This window comes from uncultured Aureimonas sp., from assembly GCF_913775355.1.
Taxonomy (GTDB): Bacteria; Pseudomonadota; Alphaproteobacteria; order Rhizobiales; family Rhizobiaceae; genus Aureimonas.
The window spans coordinates 1-16,165 of record NZ_CAJYIU010000289.1 but is presented as its reverse complement, the minus strand read 5'-3'; the positions used below and the strand labels follow the sequence as shown (position 1 = coordinate 16,165).

The 16,165-nt window shown below is 66.4% G+C and carries 13 protein-coding genes; 10 read left to right on the top strand and 3 right to left on the bottom strand.

What is annotated here, in order from left to right; all coding sequences use genetic code 11:
• The 8 genes from QZ753_RS17815 to rpmG all read left to right on the top strand — a co-directional run.
• A partial coding sequence (locus QZ753_RS17815; RefSeq protein WP_294645585.1) for a glycerol-3-phosphate acyltransferase occupies nucleotides 1-396 on the top strand: 396 nt, incomplete at its 5' end.
• A complete protein-coding gene (dprA, locus tag QZ753_RS17810) occupies nucleotides 393-1,526 on the top strand; it encodes a DNA-processing protein DprA (protein ID WP_294645584.1) in 1,134 nt (377 codons plus the stop codon). The genes QZ753_RS17815 and dprA, both read left to right, overlap by 4 nt.
• A gap of 124 nt (nucleotides 1,527-1,650) precedes the next feature.
• Nucleotides 1,651-4,368: a type I DNA topoisomerase gene (topA, locus tag QZ753_RS17805; protein WP_294645583.1), complete on the top strand. Its 2,718-nt coding sequence runs from the start codon at nucleotides 1,651-1,653 to the stop codon at nucleotides 4,366-4,368.
• 5 nt (nucleotides 4,369-4,373) lie between these two features.
• Nucleotides 4,374-6,647: a ribonuclease R gene (gene rnr, locus QZ753_RS17800; RefSeq protein ID WP_294645582.1), complete on the top strand. Its 2,274-nt coding sequence runs from the start codon at nucleotides 4,374-4,376 to the stop codon at nucleotides 6,645-6,647.
• Complete coding sequence (locus QZ753_RS17795; protein WP_294645581.1) at nucleotides 6,644-7,054, top strand: DUF983 domain-containing protein; 411 nt, start codon at nucleotides 6,644-6,646, stop codon at nucleotides 7,052-7,054. The genes rnr and QZ753_RS17795 overlap by 4 nt, the downstream gene beginning before the upstream one ends.
• Complete coding sequence (locus QZ753_RS17790) at nucleotides 7,051-7,749, top strand: NUDIX hydrolase (RefSeq protein WP_294645580.1); 699 nt, start codon at nucleotides 7,051-7,053, stop codon at nucleotides 7,747-7,749. Before QZ753_RS17795 ends, QZ753_RS17790 begins: the two co-directional genes overlap by 4 nt.
• Before the next feature lie 47 nt (nucleotides 7,750-7,796).
• Nucleotides 7,797-8,933: an MFS transporter gene (locus tag QZ753_RS17785; protein ID WP_294645587.1), complete on the top strand. Its 1,137-nt coding sequence runs from the start codon at nucleotides 7,797-7,799 to the stop codon at nucleotides 8,931-8,933.
• A gap of 192 nt (nucleotides 8,934-9,125) precedes the next feature.
• Nucleotides 9,126-9,293, top strand: coding sequence for a 50S ribosomal protein L33 (gene rpmG / locus QZ753_RS17780; protein WP_090959361.1), 168 nt, complete (start codon nucleotides 9,126-9,128; stop codon nucleotides 9,291-9,293).
• A gap of 393 nt (nucleotides 9,294-9,686) precedes the next feature.
• Here the strand turns inward: rpmG and QZ753_RS17775 are convergent, their stop codons facing one another.
• Complete coding sequence (locus QZ753_RS17775) at nucleotides 9,687-10,058, bottom strand: response regulator (protein ID WP_055885062.1); 372 nt, start codon at nucleotides 10,056-10,058, stop codon at nucleotides 9,687-9,689.
• Nucleotides 10,059-10,197: 139 nt separating this feature from the next.
• Here QZ753_RS17775 and QZ753_RS17770 point away from each other — a divergent pair, with 139 nt between their 5' ends.
• Both QZ753_RS17770 and QZ753_RS17765 read left to right on the top strand, forming a co-directional pair.
• Nucleotides 10,198-10,485, top strand: a complete 288-nt coding sequence (locus QZ753_RS17770; protein ID WP_294645578.1) for a DUF3572 domain-containing protein — start codon at nucleotides 10,198-10,200, stop codon at nucleotides 10,483-10,485.
• Nucleotides 10,482-11,141 (top strand): hypothetical protein, encoded by a 660-nt coding sequence (locus tag QZ753_RS17765; protein WP_294645576.1) that lies wholly within the window; start codon nucleotides 10,482-10,484, stop codon nucleotides 11,139-11,141. Before QZ753_RS17770 ends, QZ753_RS17765 begins: the two co-directional genes overlap by 4 nt.
• A gap of 9 nt (nucleotides 11,142-11,150) precedes the next feature.
• On the opposite strand, the gene dnaE is transcribed toward QZ753_RS17765, so the two are convergent.
• Both dnaE and QZ753_RS17755 read right to left on the bottom strand, forming a co-directional pair.
• Nucleotides 11,151-14,750, bottom strand: coding sequence for a DNA polymerase III subunit alpha (gene dnaE, locus QZ753_RS17760; RefSeq protein ID WP_294645574.1), 3,600 nt, complete (start codon nucleotides 14,748-14,750; stop codon nucleotides 11,151-11,153).
• An 898-nt stretch (nucleotides 14,751-15,648) separates the two neighbouring features.
• On the bottom strand, nucleotides 15,649-16,165 hold a 517-nt coding region (locus QZ753_RS17755; protein WP_294645572.1), incomplete at its 5' end, for an ABC transporter ATP-binding protein.

Sequence of the window (16,165 nt, the reverse complement as noted above, 5' to 3'; positions counted from 1 at the left end):
AAGGCCACCGTGCCGGTGCTGATCTTCTGGCGCTGGGGTGCGCCGGCGGCTGCCGTAGCAGGCTTCGGCGCCTTCATCGGGCACCTCTTCCCCGTCTGGCTCGGCTTTCGAGGCGGCAAAGGGGTCGCGACGTATATCGGCGTCCTCCTCGGCTTCGCGCCGATCGGGGTTCTGGTGTTCGCCGCGGTCTGGCTCGGGGCGGCGAAAATCTGGAAATTCTCCTCGCTGGCGGCGCTTCTCGCCACGCTGGTCGTGCCGGTCGTCTACCTCGTCCTCGGCAACATCATGGCCGCCGGCCTGACGGCCATCCTGACGGTCCTCGTCTACCTCAAGCACGCGCCCAACATTCGGCGGCTCCTGGCCGGTACGGAAAGCAAGATCGGGTCGAAGGGGTGACCCCGTTGCCGGCGGCCGCCTCGCCGGTCCTGAGCGAAGCCGAGCGGCTGGCGGCGCTGCGGCTGATTCGCAGCGAGAACGTCGGTCCCGTCACGTACGCGAAGTTGATTGCCCGCTTCGGCACCCCGTCCGCAGCGCTGGCCGCACTGCCCGACCTCGCCGCGCGAGGTGGCGCCCGCCGGCAGGTCGCGATGGCTCCCCTCGCATCGATCGAGGCGGAACTTGCCTCTGCGCAGCGCATGGGCGCCCGCTTCGTCATCCAGGGAGAAGCCGACTATCCAGCCATGCTCCTGCGCACGGATGTCGCACCACCGGTCCTGGCCGTGATGGGCGAGACGGCGCAGTTTGAGCGGTCGGCGGTGGCCATCGTCGGCGCACGGTCGGCGACCGCAGCGGGCGGCAAGCTCGCCCGTCTCTTCGCGGACGGTCTTGGCCGCGAGGGCTACTCCATCGTCTCGGGTCTGGCGCGCGGCATCGACACGGCAGCGCACGAGGCGAGCCTCGGAACCGGCACGATCGGGGTCTTCGCCGGCGGGCTCGATCGCCCCTATCCGCCCGAGAATCGCCCGCTTATGCGTCGGATCGTCGACGGCGGCGGATGCCTCGTGACGGAGATGCCGTTCGGATGGGAGCCGCGTGCCGTCGATTTCCCGCGCCGCAACCGGGTGGTCGTGGCCCTGTCGCTCGGCGTTCTTGTGGTCGAGGCAGCAATGCGCTCGGGCACGCTGATCAGCGCCCGCCTCGCCGGCGAGCTCGGCCGTCTCCTCTTCGCGGTCCCCGGCTCGCCGCTGGACGCGAAGTCGGCCGGATGCAACGCGCTGATCAAGGACGGCGCGATGCTCGTGACGGAGCCCGCCGACATCCTCGATGCGCTCGCCCCGCTCGATGACCGCTCGGTTGCGCGTCACGGCCTCTTCGCGGAGCCTTCGCCGTCCCACCCGTTCGACGAGCCGGGCGATGACGAGCGGTCGCGCCTCGTACGCGCGCTCAGCACGACGCCCGTCTCGCTGGACGATCTCGTCGCCCATGCGGAGGTCGAGTGGAGCGTGGCGCAGGTCGTCCTTCTCGAACTCGATCTCGCCGGTCGGCTCGAACGCCACAGTGGCGGACGCCTCAGCCTGCTGCCCTGACCCGTAAGGGGTTCGGGCACCGCGGCGGGGTTGACCCACGCGTCCGGCCTGTCCATGTGAGCGAAGCTTGAATTTTCCGGCGGTCCCCGTTCGCGCCCGCCCCGTTCCCCAGGACCGTTCGCTCATGGAAGTCGTTATCGTCGAGTCGCCGGCCAAAGCGAAGACGATCAACAAATACCTCGGCAGCAACTACAAGGTGCTCGCCTCCTTCGGCCATGTGCGCGACCTGCCGCCCAAGGACGGCTCCGTGCGCCCGGACGACGACTTCGCCATGGACTGGGAGGTCGACAAGCCCTCTCAGAAGCGGCTCACCGAGATCGCGCAGGCCGTTAAGGGCGCCGATGGTCTGATTCTGGCGACCGATCCGGATCGCGAGGGCGAAGCCATTTCCTGGCATGTGCTGGAGGTGCTCCAGCAGAAGAAGGTCATCAAGGATAAGCCGGTCAGCCGCGTCGTCTTCAACGCCATCACCAAGAAGGCGGTGCTGGACGCGATGGCGAACCCGCGCGAGATCGACGCGCCGCTGGTCGATGCCTATCTCGCCCGGCGTGCGCTCGACTACCTCGTCGGCTTTACCCTTTCGCCGGTGCTGTGGCGAAAGCTGCCGGGCGCGCGCTCGGCCGGCCGTGTCCAGTCGGTGGCGCTGCGTCTCGTCTGCGACCGCGAGGCGGAGATCGAGCGCTTCAAGACCGACGAGTACTGGCAGATTGCCGCGCGCCTCTCGACGCCCCGCGGCGAGGACTTCGTTGCGCGGCTGACCGCTTTCGACGGCGAGAAGCTGCAACGCCTGTCGATCGGCAACGAGGCGCGCGCCTTCGAAATCCGCGACATGCTGAACGGCGCGTCGTTCAAGGCGGTCTCGGTGGAGGCCAAGCCCACCCGTCGCAACCCCTCGCCGCCCTTCACGACGTCGAGCCTCCAGCAGGCGGCGTCCGCCAAGCTCGGCTTCGGCGCCTCGCGCACGATGCAGATCGCCCAGCGTCTCTACGAGGGCATGGACATCGGCGGCGAGACGGTCGGCCTCATCACCTACATGCGAACCGACGGCGTGCAGATGGCGCCCGAAGCGATCGACGACGCACGCAGCGCGATCGGCAAGACCTTCGGCGGCCGCTACGTGCCGGAGAAGCCGCGCCTCTATTCGACCAAGGCCAAGAACGCCCAGGAAGCTCACGAGGCGATCCGCCCGACAAGCTTCGATCGCCATCCGAAGGAGATGGAGAAGTTCCTCGACCGCGATCAGGCTCGTCTCTACGACCTGATCTGGAAGCGGGCGATCGCCAGCCAGATGGCCTCGGCCGAGATCGAGCGCACCACGGCCGAGATCGAGGCGACCGGTGTGGGCCGCAAGGCCATGTTGCGCGCAACGGGTTCGGTCATTCGTTTCGACGGCTTCATCGGCGCCTACCAGGACCACCGCGACGATTCAAAGGCGCCGACCGAGACGCCCGAGGAGGAGGACGAGAGCGCCCGCCTGCCCGAGATCGCGGCGAACGATCCGCTGAAGCGGCTGTCGGTCGATCCGACGCAGCACTTCACCGAGCCTCCGCCGCGCTACTCCGAAGCCTCGCTCATCAAGCGGATGGAGGAACTCGGCATTGGGCGTCCCTCGACCTATGCCGCGACGCTTCAAACGCTGCAGGACCGCGAGTACATCGTCCAGGACAAGCGCAAGCTCTTTCCGGACTCGAAGGGTCGGCTGGTGACGGCCTTCCTGCACAATTTCTTCGAGCGCTACGTCGAGTACGATTTCACGGCCGATCTCGAAGGCAAGCTCGACGGCATCTCGGCCGGCGAACTCGCGTGGAAGGATGTCCTGCGCGACTTCTGGCGTGACTTCTCGGCTCAGGTCGACGGCACGAAGGAGTTGCGCGTCACCGATGTGCTGGACGCGCTGAACGAGGAACTCGCCCCGCTCGTCTTCCCGGACAAGGGCGACGGCACGGACCCTCGCGCCTGCCCGCGGTGCGGCGAAGGCCGGCTTAGCCTGAAGCTCGGCAAGTTCGGGGCCTTCGTCGGCTGCTCGAACTATCCCGAATGCGGCTTTACACGGCAGCTCGGTTCGAACCTTCAGGCCGAGGGCGTCGAAGGTGACGGCGGGCTGAACGAGCCAAAGGACCTGGGGAGCGACCCGGAGACCGGCGAGCCGGTGACCCTTCGCTCGGGCCGCTTCGGACCGTATGTCCAGCGTGGCGACGGCAAGGAGGCCAAGCGCTCGTCCTTGCCCAAGGGCTGGCAGGTCGCCGACATCGACTTCGAGAAGGCGCTTCAGTTGCTGTCGCTTCCGCGCGAGGTGGGTCTGCACCCGGAGACTGGCAAGCCGATCCTGGCCGGTCTCGGGCGTTACGGACCGTTCCTCCAGCATGACGGTGCCTACGCCAACCTCGAGTCGATCGAGGACGTGCTCACCGTCGGGCTGAACCGCGCGGTGACGGTGATCGCTGAGAAGAAGGAGCGCGGGCCGCGCGGGCGCTCGACGCCAGCAGCGCTCGCGACGCTCGGCGAGCACCCGACGATCGGCGGGCCGATCACCGTTCGCGAGGGGCGTTTCGGTCCCTACGTGAACGCCGGGAAGGTCAACGCAACGCTCCCGCGCGGCAAAGACCCCGCGAGCGTGACGCTCGAGGAAGCGATCCAGATCCTGAACGAGCGCGCGGAGAAGACCGGCACGAAGGTTAAGAAGGCGCCCGCCAAGAAGGTGACGAAAGCTGCTAAGCCAGACGGCGAGGACGGTGCGAAGAAGCCCGCCGCGCGCCGAACGGCGGCGGCCAAGACCGGCGAGGCGAAGAAGCCTGCCGCAGCGAAGAAGCCGGCCGCCAAGGCCAAGGCGAAGGCGGACTGAACGAGATGGCGAAGCGAGCGAAGCCCCACGGAGAAACGCGCTCGCTGAGCCGGGAGGCGGTGCTCCGCTTCCTTGCCGAAAACCCGGGTCGCGCCACCAAGCGCGATCTGGCCAAGGCGTTCGGCGTGAAGGGTGACGACCGCTACGTCCTCAAGGACATCTTGGCCGACCTTCAGTCCGAGGGGCTGCTGGAAGGCGGTCGGAAGAGCTACCGTCGCCCGGGCGAGCTGCCGACGGTCGGGGTCCTCGAAATACGCTCCCGCGACGCGGACGGCGGCCTCCTCGGCGATCCCACGGGCTGGGACGAGGACGAGCGCGGCCCCCGCCCCCGCTTTGCCCTGCGCGGGGCGTCGTCCGGTCCGGCCGTCGGCATCGGCGACCGGGTGCTGGCAGAACTCATTTACGAGGGCGACGCGGGACCGAGCGCCAAGGTCATCCGCAAGCTCGAGCGCCGCACCGCCCGCGCCATCGGCGTCTTCCGGACGACGCCTGGCGGCGGAGGGCGGGTCGAGCCCGTCGAGCGCCGTCAGCTGGAATACATGATTCCGCCGGGCGCCACGCGCGATGCCGAGGACGGCGACCTCGTCGAGGTTGAACCGGCCGAGCACCAGCGTCGCGGTCTGCCGACAGGATCCATTGCCGACGTGATCGGATCGATGGCGACGGAGCGGGCAATCTCGACGATCGCGCTGCACGCCCATTCCATTCCGCACGTCTTCCCGCAGGCTGTGATGGCCGAGGCCGAACGCGCCGGACCCGCCACGATGGAAGACCGGGCCGACTGGCGCGATCTTCCGCTCGTGACGATCGATCCGCGCGATGCGAAGGACCACGACGACGCCGTGCACGCGAGGCCGGACGAGGATCCCGCCAATCCGGGCGGCCATGTCGTCACCGTCGCGATCGCGGATGTCTCCTGGTATGTGCGGCCCGGCACCAAGCTCGACGCGGAGGCGCGGCTGCGCGGCAATTCGGTCTACTTCCCCGACCGGGTCGTTCCGATGCTGCCGGAGCGCATTTCCAACGACCTGTGCTCGCTGCGCGAAGGCGTCGATCGACCGGCGCTGGCCGTGCGGATGGTGTTTGACGCGCAGGGGCAGAAGCGCTCGCACACCTTCTTCCGCATCATGATGCGCTCGCATGCCAAGCTCGCCTACGAAGAGGCGCAGGCGGCGATCGACGGGCGCGACAAGGGCGTGGCGCAGGAAATCCTCGAAGGCGTCCTGCGACCGCTCTGGGCGGCCTACCGGGCACTCGTGAACGCGCGCAGCGATCGCCAGCCCCTCGACCTCGATCTCCCCGAGCGCAAGATCCTGCTGAACGGCGAGGGCAAGGTCGACCGGGTCGTGGTGCCCGATCGGCTGGATGCGCATCGCCTGATCGAGGAGATGATGATCCAGGCCAACGTCGCCGCCGCCGAGACGCTGGAGCGGCAGAAGCAGGCGCTGATCTATCGCGCCCACGACGCGCCATCGCTCGCCAAGATGGAGTCGCTGCGCGATTTCCTGCGCACGCTGGAACTGCCGCTGGCCAAAAGCGGCAATCTCCGGCCGGCCCATTTCAACGGCATCCTCAAGGCGGTGCGCGGCACCGAGCACGAGAGCCTCGTCAACGAGGTGGTCCTGCGCTCGCAAAGCCAGGCAAACTATTCGCCGGAGAACATCGGCCATTTCGGCCTCAACCTCATGCGCTACGCGCACTTCACGTCGCCCATCCGCCGCTACGCCGACCTCGTCGTCCATCGCGCGCTGGTGAAGGCCCTCGGGCTGGGCGCCGGCGGCATCACTCAGGCCGAGGAGGCGGAACTCGAAAAGACCGCCGAGGAGATCAGTCAGGCCGAGCGCCGCGCCATGGCCGCCGAGCGCGACACGGTCGATCGGCTCATCGCCCAGCATCTTGCCGGACGCCTCGGCGAGGAGTTCGAAGGCCGCATCACCGGCGTGACGCGCGCCGGCCTCTTCGTCCAGCTGCCGAGCTATGGTGCGGACGGTTTCGTGCCCATCTCGACGCTCGGTCGCGACTACTTCCACTACGACGAGGCCGCGCATACGCTCGTGGGCGAGCGGACACGGCTGGGCTACCGGCTGGGCGACACGGTCGAGGTGAAGCTCGTCGAGGCCGCGCCGCTGTCGGGTGCGATGCGACTCGAGATGCTGACCGAAGCCCGTGAACTGCCGGGCACGACCGCCTCGTTCCACAAGGCGCGCTCGCGTGCCCGCAGGCCGGACCGTCCGTTCCGGGCCAAGAACGTCGCCGGCAAGGTGAGAGGGAAACGATGAGCACTCTTGGCGAGCCCGCGGAACTCGAACCTCGTGGCATTCTCCTGTCGATGGCGCGCGGATTTCGCATGCGCTGCCCGCATTGCGGCAAGGGAAAGCTCTTCCGCGGGTTCCTGAAGAGTGTCGACCGATGCGACCGGTGCGGCGAGGAATATTCGCACCACCGCGCCGACGATCTGCCCCCGTATCTGACCGTCTTCATCGTCGGACATATTGTCGTCGCCCTCTTTATGGGGGCGGAGACCTGGGCCGATCTGTCGCTCGCCGCCCATCTGGCGATCTGGATCCCCGTGACGCTCGTTCTCTCGCTCGTGCTCCTGCAGCCGCTGAAGGGCGCGACCATCGGCCTGCAATGGGCGATCCGCATGCACGGGTTCGGCGGCGCGCCAGCCGAAGCCGACCATTGAGCGAACCTGCGAGGCGCATTCGGCCGAAGGACGCCGCCTCGCTCCTCATCTACGATCGCACGGGCGGCGAGACCCGCTTCCTGATGGGGGTTCGCGCTGCCGGCCATCTCTTCATGCCAGGCCATCTCGTGTTTCCCGGCGGCCGGCTGGAGGCCTCGGACGTCGCATTGGCGCGACACTTCACCCTCGACGCCGCGGTGGCCGATCGCTTGATGGTCGGAAGACCCAAGGCACGCACGCCGCTTCACGCCGCGGCCCTCGCGCTTACGGCGATCCGCGAGACGCAGGAGGAGACCGGCCTCCTCGTCGCCGAGCCGGGCCAGCCCTTCTCCATGCCGCCCGGCTGGGAGGCCTTCGCGACGGCTGGGGTCGTTCCGTCGCCCCGCGCGTTGATGCCGCTGGCACGAGCGATCACGCCGCCCGGCCTGCCTCGTCGCTTCGACGCTCGTTTCTTCCTTGCCTCGGCGGACCGTCTCGTCGATCGACGATTGCCGTCCGTGCCACCGACCGACGAATTCGACACCGTCATATGGGTGGGATCGGAACAGCTTAAGAGTTACCGCGTCGCCGAAATCACGGCACGGGTTCTGGATGCTGCCTTCCGGCGGCTGGAGGCCGGCACGCAGGACGACCCATCGGCTCCAATCCCCTTCTTCCGACGGCGTCGGGGCGAGCATACCGTCGAGTATCTATGACTGCAGACGTAGAGGTTACCGCCAACGCTGCCCCGACGGGCGGTCGCATGGCATGGTCGGGCGTCGTCGCGGCGATCGCCTCGATCGGTGCCGTGGGCCTTGCGCTCGGGCTGGGGCTGCCGCTTCTCAGCGTCGTCCTCGAAGCGCGCGGCATCTCCTCCACGTTGATCGGCTTGAACACGGCAGTCGCCGGCCTCGCCTCGCTTCTGGCGGCCCCCGCCTCACCGCACCTCACGGCGCGGTTCGGCATTCGCGGCACGCTGTTCCTCGCCATCGCGGCAGCGGCCGCCTCGGCGGTCGGCTTCTACGTCTTCCAGCCGTTCTGGACGTGGTTCCCGCTGCGTCTTGTCTTCCATTTCGCCGTGACCATCATGTTCATTCTGTCCGAGTTCTGGATCAGCAGCGTTTCGCCGCCGTCCCGCCGCGGACTGATTCTCGGTATCTACGCCACGGTGCTCGCGCTCGGCTTCGCGCTGGGGCCGCTCGTCTTCTCGCTCGTCGGCAGTCAGGGCTTCCTGCCCTTCGGGCTCGGCGCCGCCATGATTCTCTCGGGCGCCGTCCCGCTTCTGGTCGCCACGCGCGGCACACCCGTTCTGGACGAGACGCCGACGGCGCCGTTCCATCGCTATATCTGGGTGGTCCCGAGCGCCACCTGCGCCGTGTTCGTCTTCGGGGCGGTCGAGTCGGGCGGGCTTGCCCTGTTTCCGCTCTACGGGCTGTCGATCGGGTTCAGTGAAGGAGGTGCCGCGCGTCTCCTGTCCGTCATCGGCCTCGGCAGCGTCGCCCTGCAGATCCCGCTCGGTCTTCTTAGCGACCGGGTCGCGGATCGCAGGCACCTCCTCCTCGCCTTCGCCGCTGTCGGGCTAGCCGGCGCTCTGGTGATGCCTCTGCTCCATGCGAACTGGATGCTTCTGGCGATGGTCCTCTTCCTGTGGGGCGGTGTGGTCGCCGGCCTCTACACCGTCGGTCTCGCGCATCTCGGCTCGCGCCTCGGCGGCGCCGACCTTGCGGCTGCCAATGCGGCATTCATCTTCTGCTACTCGCTCGGCATGCTTGTCGGCCCGCAGACGCTCGGGACCGCGATGGATCTGTTCGGCCCGAGCGGCTTCGCCTATGCGCTCGCCGTGTTCTTCGCGGCCTACATCCTGGCGATCGGTGCCCGCACGCTGCGGCGTCCCTCTTGACTTGAGCGCCGCCATGCGTAGTGTCCGCCGCGATAGTCGAGGCGGCTCGTTCGCCCCGTCGAGCATCGAGCCCGAAGCCCGGTCCGGTACTCGAATCTTCTCGAACCCTGTCCTGCATGCCTCTTGCGACGCTCACCCGTCGCATCGCGCGGCGCAGGAAACGACAATTGATAGACGGACGGACCGAAGACCATGGCCAAGGCAACCACCATCAAGATCAAGCTGCTGAGCACGGCGGACACCGGCTTCTTCTACGTGACCAAGAAGAACAGCCGTACGATGACCGACAAGCTCACCAAGACGAAGTACGACCCGGTCGTGCGCAAGCACGTCGAGTTCCGCGAGACAAAGATCAAGTAAGCCGTTTTCGGCCCTCGCTTGGACGACACGCGACGCCGCCCTTCGGGGCGGCGTTTTGCGTTTATGGCGCTGACGCGGCGACGCAATTCAAACGCGGGACATGGAAGAGACGGGAAAGTGGCCGGCCGGCGATCCGATCACGGTACGAGGAAACCGTTTGAGACCAGATGCCGGCCGACCGCCCCACGGGACCCAGGAGATGCGGCGGACCTGAGCATTCCATGGGGAAACTCGAAGGGAGCGGCTTGCCTGCGCCCTTTTTCCCACGCCCCGAGAGTTGCCGAGAATCGCACGGGAATCAATCCGGTGGACAGATCCCGTCCACGAAGATTTCACGAATGGTTAACCTTGCGGCGGTCGCGCGCGACTTCATGGACGACCGGACGCGGCGACTCACGCGTCGCCGAGGAAGGATTTGATCGTCTCGATGAACTTGGTGACGGCGATCGGCTTTGAGATATAGGCTTCGCACCCGCCCTGACGGATGCGCTCCTCGTCGCCCTTCATGGCGAATGCGGTGACGGCGATGACCGGAATCCGTCGCAGGTCCGGGTCGGCCTTCAGGAGCTTCGTCACCTCGAGCCCGGAGATTTCCGGCAGCTGGATGTCCATGAGAATCAGGTCCGGCTGGCTCTCGCGGGCCAGATCCATCGCCGTCAGGCCGCTGCGCGTCTGAACGGTGCGGTAGCCATGGGCCTCGATGAGGTCGCGGAAGAGCTTCATGTTCAGCTCGTTATCCTCGACGATCATGACGGTCTTGGTCATTGACGCAACCTTCGTGGCGGAATCGGGCAGCATCCGTTCCTGTGTCGGTTCGCAAAAGTACCCGCAATTTGATTTAACAAAGGTAGATATGCGTTCGTCCATCGTGCGAGGCATCGCCATGGTTAAGAAAGGCTGAGACATGGAACGCGCGAACGAAGACCATGCGTCGACCTTGGCGATCGAGGCCCTGTCCTTCGTCGCGTCCGATACCGTTCTGTTCAACCGTTTCCTGCGGCTGACAGGGCTGGAGCTCGAGAACCTGCGCGAGGCGGCTTCCGAGCCCGCGTTTCTCGCGGGCGTCCTCGACTTCGTGATCGCAGACGAGGCGATGCTGAACGACTTCGCAGCGCACGCTGGCATCCGGCCGCAGGACGTGGCGGCCGCTCGCCGCTCGCTCGGCGACACCTACGCCGAGTCCTTTTCGTGACTGTGGCGCATGCGACGCGCGGCCCGCAGGTCGCCGATCTGCCGCAGCGGAACGAGGCCCTTCTCGTGCTGGACATCGACGAAGTGGTGCTGCATTTCATCGCGCCGTTCTGCGAACTCCTGGCGGAGTACGGCGCCAAGCTTCATTTCGACAGCTTCAAGCTGACGGGCAACGTGCGCTCGATCTCCACCGGCGCTGCCCTCACCGGCCATGAACTGGACGGCGTGACCGAGCGGCTCTACGTCGAGCAGCGCGAACGTCAGAAACCCGTCGAGGGCGTCGGGGCGGCGCTTTCCCGTTTGTCCGGCGTCGCCGACATCGTGTTCCTCACGGCCATGACCCCGACCTTCTACGATCAGCGCCGCGATCTTCTCGATGCGGCGGATCTTCGTTGGCCGATGATCGCGACCGAGCGCTCCAAGGGCGGCGTCGTCGCCGAACTGGCGCAGCGCTGGCGCGGACCGATCGCCTTCGTCGACGACCTGCCGCCCAATCTTGAAGGGGTGCGGCGGAGCGTCCCCGGCGTCCACCTCGTCCACCTGATGGCGAACCCGGATTTCCGGCCGCACCTGCCTGCGATGCCGACCGGTACGATCCGCGCCGGGAACTGGGCCGAGGCGGAAGCCGCGCTCCGACGGATCGCGACGGGGGCCTGAGGCCTTCGGTCAGACCAGTTCGACGTCGACGACGCCCGGCGCCGCCTTGATCGCGCTGGCGATCTGCGGCGAGACGCGAAAGCGACCCGGCAGGTCGATCTCGACCTCCCGCTCGCCGTCGTTCCGCAGAAGGATCAGCGACACCTCGCTGTCACCGCCCGGGCGAAGCTGGTTGCGCACCGATTGAAGCGGCTTCGCATCCCGCAGGACGATGCGAAGCGCCTTCTGCATCTTCTCCGCCTCACCCTCGAGCGACTGGACGCCTGAGGCCCGCAGCGAAATGCCCTCGGGTCGATCTTCGGCCGATACGGTGACGATAACCGAGGCGCCCGGCTCCAGCATGTCACGGAAGTTGATCAGCGTTTCCGTGAAAAGGACGACCTCGTACTGGCCCGAGGCATCCGACAGTTGCACGATGCCGATCTTGCCGCCCGACTTCGTCTTGCGCTCCTGGCGCGATGTGACCGTGCCGGCAAGGCGGCCGGCGGTCTGTCCGCGGCGCACGCCGGCGACAACCTCGGCATAGGACTGGACCTTCAGCCGCTTCAGCGCCGCCTTGTACTCGTCCAGCGGATGGGCCGAGAGGTAGAAGCCGATCGCCTGGAATTCCTTGAGCAGGCGCTCGGCGCTGGTCCAGCCCTGAACCTCGACCAGCCGCAGCGGCTCCGGTCCCGCGTTCGCACCGCCGAACATGTCGTGCTGGCCCGAGGTGCGCCCCGACTGCGCCATGGCCGCGTAGCCCGCCAAACGATCGAGATTGCCGCAGAGCTTCGCGCGGTCGTGGCCGAAGACGTCCAGCGCTCCGGCGCAGATCAGATGCTCGAGCGTCCGCTTGTTGACGATCTTCGGGTCGATCCGCGCGCAGAAGTCCTCGAGGCTGGCGAAGGCACCGCCCTCGCCGCGGCGCTCGACGATATGCTCTACCGCATGCTCTCCGACGCCCTTGATGGCGGCGAGGGCGTAGATGATCTTCCCGTCCTTCACCTCGAAGGCCTTGAACGAGGTCTGGACCGACGGCGGCACAACCTCGATCCCGAGACGCTTGGCGTCAAGACGGAAGTCGTTGAGCTTGTCCGTATTGCCCATGTCGAGCGTCATGGAGCCCGCGAGGAACTCCACGGGATGGTTCGCCTTAAGATAGGCGGTCTGGTACGAGACCAGCGCGTATGCGGCCGCGTGGCTCTTGTTGAAGCCGTAGTCCGCGAACTTGGCGAGAAGGTCGAAGATCGTGTTGGCCTGCGCCTTCTTGATGCCACCCTTTTCACAGCCTTCGACGAAGCGCACGCGCTGCACGTCCATCTCGGCGCGGATCTTCTTGCCCATCGCACGACGCAGGAGGTCGGCTTCGCCGAGCGTGTAGCCCGACAGGACCTGGGCGATCTGCATCACCTGTTCCTGATAGACGATCACCCCTTGCGTCTCGCGCAGGATGGGCTCGATCATCTCGTGGATGATCTCGACATCCTCCTCGCCGTGCTTTCGCGCGTTGTAGACGGGGATGTTCTCCATCGGCCCGGGACGATACAGCGCCACGAGGGCGATGATGTCCTCGAAGCAGTCGGGGCGCATGCCGATCAGCGCCTTGCGCATGCCGATCGATTCCACCTGGAACACACCGACCGTCTCACCGCGGGTGAGAAGCTGGTAGGTCGGCACATCATCGAGCGGCAACGCGCCGAGGTCGATCGTGACGCCGCGACGGGCGATAAGGTCGACGGCGGTCTTCAGCGTCGTCAGCGTCTTGAGGCCGAGGAAGTCGAACTTCACGAGCCCTGCCTGTTCGACCCACTTCATGTTGAACTGGGTGACCGGCATGTCGGATCGCGGATCGCGATACATCGGCACGAGCCTCGACAGCGGCCGGTCGCCGATCACGATGCCGGCGGCGTGGGTCGAGGCGTGACGGTAGAGCCCTTCCAGCTTGAGCGAGATCGTCAGCAGGCGATCGACGACCTCCTCGGCCTTCCGGGCCTCCTGCAGCCTTGGCTCGTCTTCTAGTGCCTGCGCCAGCGTCACCGGGTTGGCCGGATTCTGCGGGACGAGCTTGCAGAGCTTGTCGACGTGACCGTAGCTCATTTCCAGAACGCGGCCGACGTCGCGCAACACGGCGCGCGCCTGCATCGAACCGAACGTGATGATCTGAGCGACCTGCTGACGGCCGTACTTCTCCTGGACGTAGCGGATCACCTCCTCGCGCCGATCCTGGCAGAAGTCGATGTCGAAGTCGGGCATCGACACGCGGTCTGGATTGAGGAAGCGCTCAAACAGGAGCGCGAAACGCAGCGGATCGAGGTCGGTGATCGTCAGCGAGTAGGCGACCAGCGAACCCGCGCCCGAGCCGCGGCCTGGGCCGACGGGAATGCCGTTGGCCTTCGCCCATTTGATGAAGTCCGCGACGATCAGGAAGTAGCCGGGAAACTTCATGCGCTCGATGACGGACAGCTCGAACTCCAGCCGTTCGCGGTAGATCTCGACCGTCTGGCCGGGCGCCGGCCCATGAAACGCCAGCCGCGCTTCAAGGCCTGCCTCGGCCTGACGGCGCAGTTCGGCGGCTTCCGCAAGCTCCGCCTCGGCGGCATCGGCATCGGCGCCCGCGAACCGCGGCAGGATCGGCTTGCGCGTGCGCACGCGAACGGCGCAGCGACGCGCGATCTCGATCGTGTTTTCCAGCGCCTCGGGCAGGTCGGCGAAGAGCTCCGCCATCTTGTCCTGGCTCTTCAGGCAATGATCCTTCGTCAGGCGGCGCCGATCCTCGTGGCTGACGAGACGGTTGCTGGCCACCGCGATCAGCGCGTCGTGCGCGTCGAAGTCCTCGTCGCAGAAGAAGAAGGGCTCGTTGGTCGCAACCAGTGGCAGGCCGAGGTCGTAGGCCAACGCGACGGTATCGGCTTCCGTGCGCCGCTCGCGCCCGCCATGACGCTGGAGTTCGACGTAGAGCCGATCGCCGTAGAGAGCGGCCATCCGCTCTAGACGCGCGCGGGCCAATTGGCCCTGCCCGGCTGCGATCGCGGTGCCGATCGGACCCAACGGGCCGCCGGTTAGGATAATGAGCCCCTCGGTACGTCCCTCAAGCCACGCGACCGGCACGTGCGGCCGCACGTTGCCGTCATGCGCGAGGTAGGACAGCGAGACGATCTCGACGAGATTCTCGTAGCCCTGCTCGGTGGCGGCGATGAAGGCGATCGGCGCCGCGGGGCCAAATCCTGACCGGTCTCGCGGATTGACCTCGGCATCGCCGAAATCGACCTCCAGCTGGCAGCCGATGATCGGCTGGACGCCGGACTTGGCGGCCTTCTCCGAAAATTCGAGTGCGCCGAAGAGGTTGTTGGTGTCGGCGATGCCGATGGCCGGAGCACCATCGCTCTTGGCGAACTTGACGATCTGGTCGATCCGCAGGGCCCCCTCCAGAAGGGAGAAGGCGCTGTGAACCCGCAGGTGGATGAAACGCGGCTGCGCGATCGGCTCGACGGGGTCGGACACGGCGATCTCCTCGATCGTCGGCGTGTCGTCCTCGGACGGCTCGCCAACTGGCCGGAGATAGCCGAGGTCGTCGTAGAACGACTCGGGGCTGCTCGCGGCATCAGAAGATTCCTCAGTGTTCCAATCCATGGGGCAGAGTCCAGCCTGCGATTTGGGGATGCGGTCGCCCCCGAGAGCTCATCCCCAGATAAGAAGCCGCCCGCGCCGTTGCGAGCGATGATCCGACCGAAGCGGACCTCAGAGAATGTGGACTATCAACGCGAAACTCGCGAAAAAGAGTGAGAGAGCGGTCAGCGAAGCGAGTTCCTTTAGGATCAGCATGTCGTTCCCCTTTCGTTCCTAAGTTCCTTTTTTGTTCCACTCTCCTTCAAAGATCAAGTAGCCGCGAGCGATATGGTGAAAGCTTTCTGAAGTTGGTGGCAACGCGGAGGCTCCAAGTGGCCTCCTCCGCACTGCTCGGACAGTCGGGTCGGCGGACTGCTCACTGGAGACCCGCACGTGGGACGAGATCCCATCTCTTCGAAGGGTCCATCTCGCTTGCGAGGTATCGGCTTAGATCCCGGCTGCTTTCGCCAGACGCCGGCCTTGAGGGCTGTCGGTTTCAGCTTCGCGCTGAAGGTTCCTGATCGATCGAAGAGCGCCGGATCACAGCGGCGCGATCAAGCAGATGAGGGACTGAAAACCACGTAAGGCGCGTCTTCGCCCTTGAGGTGAAGCTTAACCAAAAATTCGAAGGCGTAGCGAGCACCGGTCCCCCCGGTGCAGGAGTCGGATGTCTCAAGCACACGATCGTTTCATCAGGGGCGTGTCCGAAACCATGGGAGCGAGCGGGCGCTCGGCCTCAGATACCTGCGAAGGATATTGGGCTCCTGACGGTCACGTATGAGCGGGGAAAAGCTGAATATGGCGCAGGGTTCCCGATGCAGTTCGGAAATTCCAATCTGCAGGTTGGCGGCGCGAGCATCAGCGAAGGCGGATCCCTTGGCCCGAGTGCAGCGAGTTGCCACGCCGCAGACCGACGCCCGCGCTATCGCAGGACGTGATCCACGATCTTGCCCTCGCGCAACGTGATCGCCCGGTCCATGCGCTTGGCGAGGTCATGATTGTGCGTGGCGATGACCGCGGCGACGCCGGACTGGCGCACGAGCGCGGTCATCGCGTCGAAGACGTAATTCGAAGTCGATGGGTCGAGGTTGCCGGTTGGCTCGTCCGCCAGCAGCACATAGGGATTGTTCGCCACTGCGCGCGCGATGGCGACACGTTGTTGCTCGCCCCCGGACAGTTCGGCCGGTCGGTGTGTTATCCGCTGGCCGAGGCGCATATATTCCAGCAGCATCTTGGCTCGCTCGGCCGCGACCGGACGTGCCAGACCGCGGATCATCTGCGGCAGCATCACGTTCTCCAGCGCCGAGAACTCCGGCAGGAGATGGTGGAACTGGTAGACGAAGCCGATCGACGAGCGACGCATCGCGGTGCGACCAGCATCGTCGAGACCGGCACAGGACGTGCCGTTGACCACGACGTCGCCGCCGTCCGGCTTCTCC

Excerpts from the sequence above, each read along its gene's own strand:
- topA (WP_294645583.1), top strand. The coding sequence starts at position 1,651 with ATGGAAGTCGTTATCGTCGAGTCGCCGGCCAAAGCGAAGACGATCAAC.
- rnr (WP_294645582.1), top strand. The coding sequence starts at position 4,374 with ATGGCGAAGCGAGCGAAGCCCCACGGAGAAACGCGCTCGCTGAGCCGG.
- QZ753_RS17795 (WP_294645581.1), top strand. The coding sequence starts at position 6,644 with ATGAGCACTCTTGGCGAGCCCGCGGAACTCGAACCTCGTGGCATTCTC.
- QZ753_RS17785 (WP_294645587.1), top strand. The coding sequence starts at position 7,797 with ATGGCATGGTCGGGCGTCGTCGCGGCGATCGCCTCGATCGGTGCCGTG.
- rpmG (WP_090959361.1), top strand. The coding sequence starts at position 9,126 with ATGGCCAAGGCAACCACCATCAAGATCAAGCTGCTGAGCACGGCGGAC.
- QZ753_RS17775 (WP_055885062.1), bottom strand. The coding sequence starts at position 10,058 with ATGACCAAGACCGTCATGATCGTCGAGGATAACGAGCTGAACATGAAG.
- QZ753_RS17770 (WP_294645578.1), top strand. The coding sequence starts at position 10,198 with ATGGAACGCGCGAACGAAGACCATGCGTCGACCTTGGCGATCGAGGCC.
- dnaE (WP_294645574.1), bottom strand. The coding sequence starts at position 14,750 with ATGGATTGGAACACTGAGGAATCTTCTGATGCCGCGAGCAGCCCCGAG.